18 protein-coding genes and 2 riboswitches are annotated in these 13,304 nt (G+C 62.4%); of the genes, 10 read left to right on the forward strand and 8 right to left on the reverse strand.

Translation table 11 applies throughout. The features are described from left to right. Positions 1-216 precede the first annotated feature (216 nt). Complete coding sequence (gene thiE / locus AC2YB9_RS13705; RefSeq protein WP_487265894.1) at positions 217-867, reverse strand: thiamine phosphate synthase; 651 nt, start codon at positions 865-867, stop codon at positions 217-219. Positions 868-896: 29 nt separating this feature from the next. On the opposite strand from thiE, the gene thiD reads away from it, so the two are divergent. Next, on the forward strand, positions 897-1,724 hold the full coding sequence (gene thiD / locus AC2YB9_RS13710) for a bifunctional hydroxymethylpyrimidine kinase/phosphomethylpyrimidine kinase (protein WP_487265895.1): 828 nt from the start codon (positions 897-899) through the stop codon (positions 1,722-1,724). Positions 1,725-1,746: 22 nt separating this feature from the next. On the opposite strand, the gene AC2YB9_RS13715 is transcribed toward thiD, so the two are convergent. The 3 genes from AC2YB9_RS13715 to thiO all read right to left on the reverse strand — a co-directional run bounded on the left by AC2YB9_RS13715 (position 1,747) and on the right by thiO (position 3,919). After that, entirely contained in the window at positions 1,747-2,532 is a 786-nt protein-coding gene (locus tag AC2YB9_RS13715) for a thiazole synthase (RefSeq protein WP_487265896.1), read from the reverse strand. Between the two features lie 2 nt (positions 2,533-2,534). Then, positions 2,535-2,768 (reverse strand): sulfur carrier protein ThiS, encoded by a 234-nt coding sequence (gene thiS, locus AC2YB9_RS13720; protein ID WP_487265897.1) that lies wholly within the window; start codon positions 2,766-2,768, stop codon positions 2,535-2,537. Then, positions 2,765-3,919, reverse strand: a complete 1,155-nt coding sequence (gene thiO / locus AC2YB9_RS13725; RefSeq protein ID WP_487265898.1) for a glycine oxidase ThiO — start codon at positions 3,917-3,919, stop codon at positions 2,765-2,767. Before thiO ends, thiS begins: the two co-directional genes overlap by 4 nt. Then, positions 3,909-4,016: riboswitch (TPP riboswitch) on the reverse strand. (Overlaps the previous gene by 11 nt.) Before the next feature lie 35 nt (positions 4,017-4,051). Beyond that, positions 4,052-4,149: riboswitch (TPP riboswitch) on the forward strand. Here thiO and AC2YB9_RS13730 point away from each other — a divergent pair. The 8 genes from AC2YB9_RS13730 (at position 4,143) to AC2YB9_RS13765 (ending at position 9,879) form a co-directional block, all read left to right on the forward strand. Next, the gene (locus AC2YB9_RS13730; protein ID WP_487265899.1) at positions 4,143-4,826 is read left to right on the forward strand and encodes a TenA family protein; all 684 of its coding nucleotides are present in this window, start codon (positions 4,143-4,145) and stop codon (positions 4,824-4,826) included. (Overlaps the previous riboswitch by 7 nt.) Then, positions 4,823-5,833 carry an ABC transporter substrate-binding protein gene (locus AC2YB9_RS13735; RefSeq protein ID WP_487265900.1) on the forward strand — a complete coding sequence of 337 codons (1,011 nt, stop codon included), beginning with the start codon at positions 4,823-4,825 and terminating at the stop codon, positions 5,831-5,833. Before AC2YB9_RS13730 ends, AC2YB9_RS13735 begins: the two co-directional genes overlap by 4 nt. Before the next feature lie 6 nt (positions 5,834-5,839). Beyond that, positions 5,840-6,631 carry an ABC transporter permease gene (locus AC2YB9_RS13740; protein WP_487265901.1) on the forward strand — a complete coding sequence of 264 codons (792 nt, stop codon included), beginning with the start codon at positions 5,840-5,842 and terminating at the stop codon, positions 6,629-6,631. Continuing rightward, the gene (locus AC2YB9_RS13745; RefSeq protein WP_487265902.1) at positions 6,624-7,367 is read left to right on the forward strand and encodes an ABC transporter ATP-binding protein; all 744 of its coding nucleotides are present in this window, start codon (positions 6,624-6,626) and stop codon (positions 7,365-7,367) included. Before AC2YB9_RS13740 ends, AC2YB9_RS13745 begins: the two co-directional genes overlap by 8 nt. An 8-nt stretch (positions 7,368-7,375) precedes the next feature. Further along, a complete protein-coding gene (locus AC2YB9_RS13750; protein ID WP_487265903.1) occupies positions 7,376-7,609 on the forward strand; it encodes a hypothetical protein in 234 nt (77 codons plus the stop codon). A 237-nt stretch (positions 7,610-7,846) separates the two neighbouring features. Further along, positions 7,847-8,296, forward strand: a complete 450-nt coding sequence (locus AC2YB9_RS13755) for a hypothetical protein (protein ID WP_487265904.1) — start codon at positions 7,847-7,849, stop codon at positions 8,294-8,296. Between the two features lie 286 nt (positions 8,297-8,582). Further along, positions 8,583-9,629: a YeeE/YedE family protein gene (locus tag AC2YB9_RS13760; RefSeq protein ID WP_487265905.1), complete on the forward strand. Its 1,047-nt coding sequence runs from the start codon at positions 8,583-8,585 to the stop codon at positions 9,627-9,629. A 25-nt stretch (positions 9,630-9,654) separates the two neighbouring features. Further along, positions 9,655-9,879 carry a sulfurtransferase TusA family protein gene (locus tag AC2YB9_RS13765; RefSeq protein ID WP_487265906.1) on the forward strand — a complete coding sequence of 75 codons (225 nt, stop codon included), beginning with the start codon at positions 9,655-9,657 and terminating at the stop codon, positions 9,877-9,879. 106 nt (positions 9,880-9,985) lie between these two features. Here the strand turns inward: AC2YB9_RS13765 and AC2YB9_RS13770 are convergent, their stop codons facing one another. The 3 genes from AC2YB9_RS13770 to AC2YB9_RS13780 all read right to left on the reverse strand — a co-directional run bounded on the left by AC2YB9_RS13770 (position 9,986) and on the right by AC2YB9_RS13780 (position 11,792). Continuing rightward, positions 9,986-10,156: a hypothetical protein gene (locus AC2YB9_RS13770; protein WP_487265907.1), complete on the reverse strand. Its 171-nt coding sequence runs from the start codon at positions 10,154-10,156 to the stop codon at positions 9,986-9,988. Positions 10,157-10,741: 585 nt separating this feature from the next. Beyond that, positions 10,742-10,999, reverse strand: coding sequence for an IS110 family transposase (locus AC2YB9_RS13775; protein WP_487265908.1), 258 nt, complete (start codon positions 10,997-10,999; stop codon positions 10,742-10,744). Between the two features lie 142 nt (positions 11,000-11,141). Beyond that, positions 11,142-11,792 (reverse strand): hypothetical protein, encoded by a 651-nt coding sequence (locus AC2YB9_RS13780; protein WP_487265909.1) that lies wholly within the window; start codon positions 11,790-11,792, stop codon positions 11,142-11,144. 57 nt (positions 11,793-11,849) lie between these two features. Here AC2YB9_RS13780 and AC2YB9_RS13785 point away from each other — a divergent pair, with 57 nt between their 5' ends. Next, entirely contained in the window at positions 11,850-12,089 is a 240-nt protein-coding gene (locus AC2YB9_RS13785; protein WP_487265910.1) for a DUF2249 domain-containing protein, read from the forward strand. 62 nt (positions 12,090-12,151) lie between these two features. Here AC2YB9_RS13785 and AC2YB9_RS13790 read toward each other — a convergent pair whose 3' ends face one another. Continuing rightward, positions 12,152-13,195 carry an NAD(P)-dependent alcohol dehydrogenase gene (locus AC2YB9_RS13790; protein ID WP_487265911.1) on the reverse strand — a complete coding sequence of 348 codons (1,044 nt, stop codon included), beginning with the start codon at positions 13,193-13,195 and terminating at the stop codon, positions 12,152-12,154. Positions 13,196-13,304: the final 109 nt, after the last annotated feature.

The raw sequence follows: 13,304 nt of genomic DNA on the forward strand, positions 1-13,304 counted from the left end.
GACCGGAAGGTAGTCAATTCTGGCGCGCGACTCTCGTTTGCGCGCTAGTCGCCGAAGAAACGAGCATCGCCACATCTCAGAGCAATTCAGCGGCGTTGGAGATGGTTCCACGCGCGGCGATCGAAGCGCGATGAGGCCAGTGGAAAGGTTTGCGACGACGTATCTGGCGGCTCGCGGCTATTCGGAGCGGTGAACCTTTGGGTGTGTCCAATCTCCTCAGAGCCGGTTGCGCAGCCTGCGAGCTGCGGCTTCTGGGTCGTCGGCTTCGGTGATCGCTCGCACCACGACGATGCGTGTCGCACCGGTGTCGAGCACTGGGCCGAGTCGTTCGTCGTCGATGCCGCCGATGGCGAAGAGGGGCTTGGTATGGCCAGCCGCGACTGTGTCGCGGAGCGTACCGAGGCCGACGGCAGCGCGGCCGGGCTTTGTCGGTGTTTCCCACAGCGGGCCTACGCAGAAGTAATCGACATCGGTGTCGGTGTCGGCGATGGAGGCCTGTTCGACGCTGTGCGAAGAACGACCTAGGAGCACGTCGGGGCCGATGAGCGTGCGTGCAGCGGCGGTGGGTAAGTCGTCTTGACCGGTGTGCAGGATTTGCGCGCCGGCCAGTGTGGCGAAGTCGGCACGGTCGTTGACGGCGAAGAGCGCCCCGGCTTGGTTGCAAATGTCTCGGACGGCATCGAGGAGGACGAGCTCGTCGCGAGCGGAAAGAGACTTGTCTCGCACCTGCACGATGTCCACACCGCCTGCGATGGCCGAACGTACGAGGTTCTCGAGCCCAGCCGGGCCCTTGCTCGCGTCGGTGCAAAGATAGAGGCGCGCCCGATCAAGACGCATTCTGGCTGAAGTCACGGCCGAGTCACTCACCCTGTCAGTCTGCCTTAAGAGGAAACGACGTGCCTATCCCCCGCGTTCTGAGCATCGCCGGCACCGACCCCACTGGAGGCGCGGGCATACAGGCCGATCTGAAGAGCATCAGCGCCAACGGTGGATACGGTATGGCCGTGATCACCGCGCTCGTCGCGCAGAACACGCATGGGGTCCGTTCGGTACACGTGCCGCCGCTGGCTTTTTTACGCGAGCAGCTCGAGGCCGTCAGCGACGACGTCGTCATCGATGCCGTGAAGATAGGGATGCTGGGCACGCGCGACATCACCGCCGTGGTGCAGAACTGGTTGGACGCGATCAAGCCGCCGGTCGTGGTACTCGACCCGGTGATGGTCGCCACGAGCGGTGACCGGCTCCTTGATCGTGATGCCGAACAAGCCATGCGCGATCTCTTGGCCCATGTGGACGTGGCCACGCCCAACCTTCCCGAGCTGGCCGTACTGCTCGATCAAGGGTTGGCGACGAGTTGGACCGACGCGATCGAGCAGGGTCGCCAGCTGTCCGCGGCGCACCGGGTGGGCGTGTTGGTCAAGGGCGGACACCTCGGCGGCGAGAGCGCACCTGATGCGCTCGTCGACGTCGATGGCCGGCTCGGTGCAGATGAGGTCTTCGAGATCTCAGCAGCGCGGGTTTCTACGACGAACACTCACGGGACCGGCTGCTCGATGTCAGCAGCGCTGGCCACGCAGCAGGCGATCCACCACGACTGGCGCGCCGCCCTGACTGATACCAAAACTTGGCTCCTCGAGAGCCTCGAGCACGCCGACGAGCTCGAAGTCGGCAGCGGAAGCGGTCCGGTTCACCACTTCTGGGGTTTGTGGGATCGACAGAAGTAGCTGTTGCCGGGCAGAACGGCGCTCAGAGCGCGAGGTGCAGGTTTGCCCGACCGTCCGGCGATGACGAGGCAAGCGCCTCGGCTCGCTTGGGTATGCGGCCGGCACCGGCGGCCAGGTGTCCGGCCTCGACGGCATGCTTCATCGCCAACGCCATCTGGACCGGCTCGACGGCACGCGTGACTGCGGTCGCCAGCAGCACGCCGTCACATCCGAGCTCCATCGCCAGCGCAGCATCGGAGGCTGTGCCGATCCCGGCGTCGAGGATGATCGGTACTCGTGCTGCGTTGGTGATCGCCTGGATGTTGCGGGGGTTCAGGATGCCCAAGCCCGATCCAATCGGGGCACCTAGCGGCATGACCGCGGCACAGCCCAAGCCCTCGAGCTTGCGGGCGATGATCGGGTCGTCGTTGGTGTAGGCCAGCACCACGAAGTCATCTGCCACGAGCTGCTCGGCGGCCTTGAGGAGCTCGATGGGATCGGGGAGCAGCGTGATGTCGTCGGCGATGACTTCGAGCTTGACCCAGTTGGTTGCACACGCTTCCTGTGCAAGCCGAGCGGTCAGGACCGCCTCCTTGGCCGAAAAGCAGCCAGCGGTGTTGGGCAGCGCCTTGATGCCATTGCGTTCCAGCAGGTCCCAGATGGAGCCCTCGTCGCCGGTCTGCACGCGACGCATGGCGATCGTGGTCAGCTCGGTGCCCGAAGCTAACAGTGCCCGCTCCAGTCCGAGCAGGCTTGATGCTCCTCCGGTTCCCATCACGAGCCGTGAGTCGAAGCGCACGCCGGCTATGTACATGGGTTTATGAGTCATGGTCATCCTCCCTGAACTGCCTGCACGATCTCGATGTGGTCGCCGGCGTGTACGGCCGTCGAGGCCCACGCGCCCCGCGGGACCACGGATTGGTTGACGGCGGCGGCAACGCCGCGGAGACTGCCGCCACCCACAAGGGTGGTGCCGGGGGCGAACTCGGCGACGATCATGTCAAGGGAGGCCTCGGTGGCGAGTGGGTGCTCTTTGCCGTTGATGACGACGGTCATGGTGCTCATGCAGGCTCCTTCACGGTGAATCTCATCGGGTCGGCCATCGACCACAGGTCGTCGAGCGGGCGCTCGGCGAAGATGTCATCGCACGCCGAGGACGTGAGCGCCGACAGCAGTATGCCGTTGCGGTAGTGGCCGGTGGCCAGGATCAGTCCCGGCGTGGCGGTCTGCCCCAGCAGCGGCAGGTTGTCGGGCGTACCGGGCCTGGCGCGCGCGTCGAGGGCGGCGATCGGCACCTCGTCCAGGCCGGGGATGATTGCTCGCGCATCGCGCAACAACCCAAAGACACCGCCGACGGTGGACTGGCGGTCATCGGGTAGCTCTTCGCACGTGGCGCCGATGATGATCTCGCCGCCGGGGCGCCACACGACGTAGATGGGGCGTTGCTGCACGAACCCTCGTACGATGCGCGCCGCGCCGATCCAGTCCATATCGCGACCGTCAAGACGGATGATCTGACCCTTGACCGCTCGCGTAGGGGCGGTGATGTGCGCGAGTGGAGCCACGATGGACCGCGCGGCGTGACCCGCAGCGACCACGACGCGCTCCGCCAGATAGGCGACGCCGTCGGTGTCGACGGCTCCGGTCACGGCCCCGCTGGCATCGACCAGGAGACGATCGGCCGCGACGCGAATGGTTTCGACGCCTAGGTCGCGCAGGATCTGAGACAGCGCGCGGTGCAGGGAACGCGGATCGACCTGGTGGTCGCCGGGAACCCAGTAGGCGCCGGCGATGCGGGGCCCGAGCAGCGGTTCGCGGGCGCGCGCCTCTGCGATGGTCAACTCATGGGCCTCCAGGCCCCAACGGCGCTGCATGTCTCGTAGCCGCAGCAGTTCTTGGGCGTCGCCAGCGTCATAGGCGACTGTCAAGATGCCACTGGTTCGAAAGTCGATGTCAGTCCCGGAGGTGTGCTCGACCTCGGCCGCGAAGACGGGCCACGCGGCCGCCGATGCAACGTTGAGTCGTACAAGGTCGTGTTCTGCGAAGTTGGCCTCGGTGACGGGCGCCAGCATGCCTGCCGCAGCATACGAGGCGCCATCGCCGGGTCGCGGATCCAAACACGCCACGGTCAGGCCTGCTACACGGGCTCGCCACGCGGCGATCGCGCCCACCACACCTTGGCCAACGACCAAGACGTCGGTGGTCGAAGTCCTCATGAATGCTCCCTTCGCTGGCATGATCCAGATCAGGTTCAGCGGTCGGCCAAAGTGCCCTCTCAGCCCAGATCGTCGCCAGGCTCCCGCGCAGCACCCACCCTACGCCGCTACGACCCTGTGCTAGCGTCGCCGGGTAATGACACGGGGTGCCCCGCAACCGGCGGAGCTGAGATGACACCCGCGAACCTGATGCAGTTAATACTGGCGAAGGGATGTCACGGCTATGGCCGTAGTTACATTCACCGATGACCTGTGGGCCGGCACCGCCGACCTCCGCCGCGCGATCGACGAGCTCGAATTCCTCGAACACCTCGGCGCGGGCACTCTGCCGCTCGACGACTTCGCTTTCTACGTCCGCCAAGATGCGTTGTACCTGGCCGGCTACGCGAAGGCGCTCGCCTTGCTCGCCGCCCGTGCCCCGCACCCCGAAGCCGCCGCATTCTGGGCATCGTCAGCGCATACCGCGGCGGTGGTGGAAACAACCTTGCACAGCGGGATCCTCACCCAGATCTCGGACCCGCACATTGTCGAGGAACACTCGCCGACGTGCCTAGGTTATGTGTCGTATCTCGTGGCTACCGCGGCGACAGCGCCCTATCCGGTGGCCGCCGCCGCGGTCCTGCCGTGTTTTTGGATCTACGCCCACGTCGGTGCGCGGCTGGCAAGAAGCGCCTCCGCACTGTTGGCCACCGACCCCGACCACCCGTATGCCACCTGGGTGGCGACCTATGACGGCGAAGAATTCCAGGCAGCGGTACGCACCGCCCGTCGAACAGTCGATGAAGCCGCTGCCACGGCAACAAAGACCGAACGCGAGGCGATGGCTGATACGTTTGCCACCGCAACCCGGTACGAGCTGCTGTTCTGGCACAGTGCCTTCCAGCGCCAGCCCTGGCCGACCGTGTGAGGACCGTCATCCGTGGCCTTGGCGCCGCGCTCACTCTGACTCTCGCACTCACAAGCTGTGCACAGGGCCCGGAATCAACTGGGGCGACGGTCCGCTTCGCGCTCGATTGGACGCCCAACACGAACCACACCGGTCTATATGTGGCACTCAGCGAAGGATACTTCGAGGACGCTGGCATCGACGTCAGGGTTCTCCCCTACAACGAAACCCAGCCCGACCAGCTCATCGACGCGGGCAATGCCGAGTTCGGCGTGAGTTTCCACGATGCTTCCGTGCTGGCACAGGCCAGCGGTGCCGACGTGATCTCGGTGATGGCGCCGTTGCAACATTGGGCGACAGCCATCGGGGTTCGCGCCGACGACGACACGATCACCCGGCCGCGGGACTTGGACGGCAAGACATACGCAGGTTTCGGTGCCCCGTATGAGCAGCCGGCGCTGAGCCAAGTTATCAAGAATGACGGCGGCAAGGGTGAGTTCAAGACAGTCACGCTGGGCACGTCGGCATACGAGGCGCTCTATTCGGGCAAGGTTGACTTCACCATCCCATTCCTCGTCTGGGAAGGATTCGCCGCCGAGCACAACGGCACACCGATGAAGTATTTCAAGTACACCGATTTCGGCTTCCCCGATGCCTACGCGATCGTGATCGACGCGAACCGCGACTGGCTTCAGAAGCATCCGAAGCAGGCACGCGCATTCGTCGGCGCCCTGCAGAAGGGTTACGCCTTTGCGGCGAATGACCCGGCCGCCGCCGCAACGATCCTAATCGCGGCAAATCCGGGCACGTTCGCCGACAAGAAGCTCGTGCAGGAGAGCCAAGCCGAGCTGTCATCGGACTACCTCAAGGCCGATGACGGCACCGTTGGGACGCAGACCCTCAATCAGTGGAGCGGCTATGCCGACTTCCTCTTAGAGAACGGCATCCTCACCGATGAAGACGGCACCACGATCACCGAACGGCCCGACTGGTCGGCGTACTTCACCAACGACTACCTGTCGAAATAGCCCCGGGTGCATATCGTCGAAAAGGGCAGAACGACTGCCCGCACCATTTTACCGGCGGCCATCGCGCTCGCTGCGGTGTTGCTGATCTGGCAGACCTACGTCTGGGCGCAGGGCATCGAAGCGCGGCTCCTGCCGTCGCCGATCCGGGTGGCGCAGCAGGGCTGGGTCAACCGGGAACCGTTATGGCTAAACACTCGGGCGACGCTGTTCGTCACGCTTGTAGGGTTTGGTGTCTCTCTCGTGTTCGGCTGGATCATCGCAATATGTGTCGACTTCTTGCCGTGGCTACGACGCGCGGTCATACCGCTGCTTGTTGTCTCGCAGACGCTTCCGATCATCGCGATTGCGCCGCTCATGATCATGTGGTTCGGATTCGGGCTGCTGCCGAAGGTCCTCGTCATCACGCTGGTGACTTTCTTTCCGATCACTCTGGGCCTGATCGAGGGTTTCTCGGCGGCTGGCCCGCAGGCCACAGCACTACTGCAGAGTATGGGGGCTTCGCCATGGCAACGATTCCGTTATGTACGCCTCCCCGCCGCGCTGCCACGCTTCTTCACAGCGCTGCGGATCGGGATCACCTATGCCGTCGTCGGCGCGATCTTCGCCGAGTATGTCGGCGCCGTCAGCGGACTGGGCATCTATATGGCTCTGCAGAAGAACTCGTTCCGCACCGATCTCGTGCTCGCGGCCGTCGTCGCCACCGCGGTGCTGAGCGTCGCATTGTTTGCCTTCACCTATGTCGTCGAGCGCCTGGCTATCCCCTGGCATCGCGAGTCCAAGGAGGGCAGCCATGGCTGAGCACCGCATCCAACTGGCGAGTGTCCGCTACTCGTTTGGCGACCGGTCGGTCCTCGATGGCGTGTCTTTCACCGCCCGGCCCGGTGAGTTCGTCTCGATCGTGGGACCGAGCGGCTGCGGCAAGAGCACGCTGTTCAACGCGATCGCCGGGCTGTTGCAAGTCGACGGCGGTACGATCTTCATCGACGGCGCGGATTCGACGGGCACCACGGGGCACTGCGCCTACATGCCGCAGAAGGACCTCCTCTTCCCGTGGCGCACCGTGGCGCAAAACGCCGCGTTGGGGCTGGAAGTACAACGCGTACCAAAACGAGAAGCGCGAGCGCGTGCACGAGCGATGTTTGCTACGTTCGGTTTGGCGGGATTCGAAGACGCACTTCCCGGCGAACTCTCCGGAGGCATGCGCCAGCGAGCGGCCCTGCTTCGAACCGTGCTGCAGGAACGTCAAGTATTGCTGTTCGACGAACCGTTCGGCGCCCTCGACGCGCTCACCCGAATGTCCATGCAGGACTGGATCCAAGAGGTCTGGCAGCAGCACCGGTGGACCGTCCTCATGGTGACCCACGACATCCGCGAGGCAATCTACCTATCGGACCGGATCATCGTGCTCAGTCCACGACCGACAAGAGTGGCACGAGAGGTCACGATCAACCTCGCGCGGCCGCGAAATCTCAGCACACTAAGTGATCCTGAGTTCTTGCGAATCGAAGCCGACCTTCTCGGCCGCCTACGCTGAGTAACTGAGTGGCAGCCAGGGACGCCTTGATGTTGCCAGGTCGGGATCATTCTGCGGGGCTGGACCGGCGGCTCGGCCGCATCGAGATCGAAGCCGACGCGATCGTCCAACCGGACGATGTCCAGCTGCCGATCAATTACCGGGGCACTACCGTGATTGGGCAGCGAATGCCGGGAGCGCGACTGATCCGCGCGCCTGCGGTGACGACGGAGCAGTCAAGAGATTCGGCGAGCGCGACGTAGCCAGCGTCGTAGGCGGAGAGGTTGTCACGAAGCGCCCAGATGCGCTCGAGGAGCAAGGGCCGGGTTTCATCACTTGACCTGATGGAGGACCTCAACTACCCGGGTGTCGTTTCGAGTCATTCGTGGTCGACGCCTGATGCATATCGCGCATCTACCGTCTCGGTGGCGTCGTGACACCCTATGCCGGGGACAGCACCGGCTTCATCGACAAGTGGACGAAGCACCTCGACTGGGCCGATGGCCGCTACTACTTTGGCTTGGCTACGGCGCCGAGTCGCGGTTGATCGACAGGTCAGTGGCGAGCGTGTCTATGACGTCAACAAAGATGGAGTGGCCCATTATGGGCTCTATCCCAATTGGATCGAAGATCTGCGCAAGATCGGCGGCGAGTCGATTGTCGACGACATGGAGCGCGGTCCCGAAGCTTTCCTGCAAATGTGGGAACGTGCCGACGGAGTATCCAACGATGTTTGCCGCCAACCAGCCTTGATGAAGAAAGAATCAGACCTGCGCGCGATGAAGAAAGGATCGGGAGTTCAGACAGTTCTCGTTGAGGCCGGGCAACCGCATGCGCGCCTTGGTGAAACGTTCTCCTACTGCGCGAAAGCAAAATCGGGCAAGCCGACCAAGGTGAACGCCGTATTCTCTGCCAACAAGGTCATCAAGACCTCAACTGTCACGCGCTAGCACCGATTGGCAGGCGTTGGTTCGTCGTCTCACGATCTGTCGCGGCCCCGCGTGCATGCTTGGTCACCCATAGTCTGTCGCGTATGCGCAACGGTCGGGGATGCACACGGCGCATCCATCTAGGGGAATCCACGGTCCTTTATGCCCGGCGCCATATTGACCTGATGCTTTCCAGCAGCGCCCTCTGTCGCTGACTGATCAACGCAACGGGCTCATATCACCTCGGGCCCACACGGGCTCACTTCGCATGCTGACGCATGCCTCATACGAATTCGGAAGTACCCTCATGATCTTCACCGGCCTCATCCTCGGCGCCGCCCTTGGCTATGCCATGCAGCGCGGCAGATTCTGCGTCACCGGCGCATTCCGCGACCTCTGGGTCAATAAAAATTCGCGCTGGTTCTCCGCCTTTATGTTGGTGGTCGCCATCCAAAGTGTCGGAGTGTTTGCCCTCGATTCGATGGGCATCATCACGTTGGTCGATAAACCGTTTCCCTGGCTAGCCACGATCGTCGGCGGATTCATCTTTGGTTATTCGATCGTGTATGCCGGCGGCTGCGCAACCGGTACCTATTACCGAGCGGGGGAGGGCCTGATCGGGAGTTGGATCGCCCTCACCGGTTATGCCGTTTTCGCGGCGATCACCAAAACGGGTGCCCTGGCGCCGGTCAACGATGCGATCCAAAGGCCCGTCCTCGAGACCACCACTGTGCACGGTGCGCTTGGAATCTCACCATGGATCCTGGTAGCTCTGCTAGTTCTCGTCGTTGCTGCTTGGGTACGCCATCACCAGACAAAACCTGGCCTGGCCATGGCAACGCTTCCGGCCAAGCACACCGGGTTGCGTTACCTGCTGGCCGAAAAGCCGTGGACTGCCTACGGTTCGGCAGTGGTGATTGGAATCATTGCGATCGCCGCATGGCCATTGAGTTCAGCTACCGGCCGCAACAGTGGTTTGGGTATCACCGGACCGTCAGCAAATCTCATCAATTTCTTGGTGAGTGGAGATCTGACCTTGGTGGATTGGGGTGTCTGCCTTGTCGTCGGCATTTTGTTGGGGTCGTTCATTGCAGCCAAGGCAAGTGGAGAGTTCAGGCTCCGTGTGCCCGATGCGCAAACGATCGTGCGTTCAGCTTTTGGCGGAGCAGGCATGGGGATCGGCGCATCCTTGGCCGGCGGTTGCACGATCGGCAACGGGATGGTCAAAACCGCGACGTTTTCGCTTCAAGGCTGGGTCGCCCTCGCCTTCATGGTGTTGGGGACCGGCGGTGCCGCATACCAAACGATTCTGCGCACGAAACCCGCATCAGCGGGCGAACGCATTGATGCATGAACGAAACTGAAAGGGAGTAAAAGAAATGTCAGTAACACTCGAAACAGCGGGACAGGTGTGCCCATTCCCACTCATTGACGCCAAAGAGGCGATCAGCACACTTGCTATCGGCGAAGAACTCGTCATCAACTTCGATTGCACACAAGCCAGCGATGCGATCCCTCGGTGGGCGGCGGAGGAGGGTTACCCGGTGACGAACTACGAGCGCGTTGGCGATGCGAGTTGGACCATCACCGTACAGAAGCGGTAGCCAAGATTGGCGCCGCGGCGGTGAAGATTCTGGGCGGGTGAGGCGTTGAACAAGTCATGCCTGATCTGAAGCTTTCTGTCCTTGACCTTGTCCCCGTGCGCACCGATCAGACGACCAGTGATGCGTTGGCTTTGGTAAGCGTTTCGCCGGCCTTGGTCGCAAGGGTGCGGAATGTTTTGATCGTGAACCGCGACGTGTCGGTATCGGCCCATTCACCGCTCTGGTCTTGTTTGCTCCGGTTCGACAAGACGACGAACTCGGTCAGGTTGTCGAACACGGTCGGATCGTGTGCGAGCCGGCCGGTGAGGGCGATGGTGGAGATTCGATCGCGTGCCGCTATGTAGGGCTGTCCTTCACCTCGTTGAGGGATTTCACTCCCGTGCGCGTCGCGCTCGGGAAGTATTCGGCCGGGAAACAATCAGTGGGTGTCATGCTCGCGGGTCCTTATCTCGTGGTGTCCGACGTGTGCCGGTCGGCTGCTTTGCTGCCTGACCGTTAAGACGGCTGTCGCATCGCCATCCGAGGCTCCGGGTCAAGACCGTGTGCCGCGACGGGAGAGAAAGTATGAGGAAATAAGCGCAGCGCCGAATACGGTGTCGACCGGCGGGGACTGTAGGTCGGACTTGATGCGGAGAACGGCGATGCTAGGCAAGGACACCCACCAGGTGAGCCCGCCAAAGGCGGTCCACTAGCGGCAGCCCGTTCATTGGGCGGCCGCACTCCCCCACCTGCCGGCTGTGCGTGGCCGGCTCATAAGCTGCGCCGCCCTAAGCCGCACCGCTCCCCTTGTGCAGGAGCGTCCCGAGCGACACAGACAACCGTCCAGCAGCACGGCCAGCTAGGCCGGCGTTCTCCCCCCGGATCATCGCCGGCACGCTCCGCCAGCTTCAAGTAACCGTTGAGCGAGCCGACGGCCGGCGCCATTGCTGCCCTCGATCACCCAGACCCGATCCGGCCAAGCCTTCACATAAACCCGCATCGCTTCGTAGCCGGGCTGGTCGGTGGTGAAACGACCCGACCCGAGCAGCTTCTCTCGTCGATCCACAACCTCGATCGTGGCCGATTGTTTGTGGGGATCGACCCCGATGATCACGTTCGCCGTAGCGTTCTCCTGCCTCACTTCGTTCCCGAATGGACGGCGAGGTGGGTATTGCTACTACGAGTTGGGCAGTCTCCTCTGGAGCACCCAATCAAGCCCTTCGTTTTGCGACGGCTGCGAGCCGTTGGATTGCGGTGGATGATTTCGCGGTCCATTCCCAGATTCAGGACAGCCCGCAGGAGGTCACTTGCCTGGTCCCGTTGCCGTGGTGCCGGCGGAAGACTGGCCCGCCCACTCCGCTACGTCGGTCCGTGAGCGATGCGACCTCGCGTGTGCCGAGTCCCGGTGCAATGAGCCGATCAAACTGGTAGTGGTAGAGGTCCAGCGTTCGGGGCCGGAGGTCGCCATCAGCTAGATAGGCGTCAAACAGTTCGGCCACAGTGACCCCCGCGACCTTGGCCTGTCGTGCCTCGTCCTCGCGCTGGTGAGGCGAGGTCCAAATCTCAAGCGTGATCTCGCGGCGGACACCGGACAACCAGGCGTCCGCATCTATGATGCTGTCGAATGTGCGCGGAGCCGTGTGGCGCTGTTCGTCTGGGCCTACGTAACGGGCCTGCACCACACCACTAGGCAGTATCCGAAGGGACCCAAACGAGAATCGGTTACGCCGCTTGAGAGCAGCTTGTGGTTTCTGGAACCGCCGAGCACGTTGTTCCAGTTGCTGTGGTGTGAGCGTCTTTGGCATGTCGGAGCCTCCGCATTTGCTTTTGGCGTGCCCACAATCTCTTAGGACATCACGGACGGCTGAACCTACAAATGGGTTCGGCCGTTCGTCATTTTCGTGGTGCCCCACCTCAGCGAGAGCAGCATACATAATTAGCACGGATGTTGCCGTGCTAATTTTTGAGCATCACAGCCTGAGAGGAAAACCATGACCGAAAGCTATCCGCTCGACGTGCGTACGGAGATTCCTGCACGCCGACACGAACTCATTTTCGAGCATTACAACGCACTCGGGTCGGGCGCGAGCTACATCCTGATCAACGACCACGATCCCAAGCCGCTTTATTACCAACTGGATGCTGAGCACACAGGTGACTTCACTTGGGAATACCTCGAAAGCGGCCCGACGGTATGGCGGGTCAAGATCGGTCGGCCCGAAGCCGCCTGAAACGTGAGCAGATGGGCCAACCTCGACGGTCAGCCCACCTGCACGCGCACTCGCCCGGCTGCTTACGCCAGGGTCGCCGTGTCAATCACGAAACGATAGCGAACGTCAGAGGCAAGCACCCGTTCGTACGCTTCATTAATCTGGTCGGCGCCAATGACCTCAATTTCCGAGCCCAACTGATGCTCGGCGCAGAAGTCCAGCATTTCCTGGGTCTCGCGGATGCCGCCGATCAAGGAACCCGCCAATGAGCGGCGCCCCGTGATCAACGAGAACGCATTCATTGACAATGGCTCGGCCGGCGCGCCGACGTTGACCAGCGCACCGTCGAGCGTCAGCAATGACAGATAAGCATCAAGGTCGATCTTCGCGCTCACGGTATTGATGATGAGATCGAAGCTGCGACGAAGTTGACCGAACGTCTCCGGATCGCTCGTGGCGAAATAATGATCCGCGCCGAGCCTGATGCCGTCTTCCTGCTTCTTCAGCGACTGGGACAACACCGTGACTTCAGCACCCATCGCATGGGCAATCTTGACGGCCATGTGACCAAGGCCGCCGAGTCCAACGATCGCAATCTGCTTACCCGACCCGGCGCCCCAGCGGTTCAACGGCGAAAATGTGGTGACGCCCGCACAGAGCAACGGTGCGGCAACATCGAGCTCAATCCCGTCCGGAATCCTGAGAACGAAGTCATCGGTAACAACAATATGGGTTGAGTAGCCGCCTTGGGTGATCGTTCCGTCGACATCCCGCACGCCGTAGGTGCCAATATTCCCCTTGAGGCAATACTGCTCTTCACCATTGCGGCAGTTGTCACATTCGCGGCAAGAGTTGACCATGCAGCCGACACCGACACGATCACCGGCCGAATGGGCCGTGACTTCAGTCCCGATTTCCGCGACCAAGCCGGCGATTTCATGGCCCGGCGTGAGTGGATACCTTGTGCGACCCCATTCGCTGCGCGCAGCGTGGATATCGGAGTGGCAGATACCGGCGAACTTGATCTCAATCAGCACATCGTGAGGACCGAGATCCCGTCGCTCGACAGTGGTCGGGACAAGCGGATCAGTCGCGGACGGTGCCGCATAGGCATTCACGGTGAGCATTTTTCTCCTGCTTGCAGATCGAAGCGTATGTTCTCATGCCACGATACCCGGGCCGTGGGCGATGCCTGGCGACGGCCGAACTCACAAATACGGGCCACATCCGTCGGCG

This window comes from Aeromicrobium changchenzhani (genome assembly GCF_057586615.1).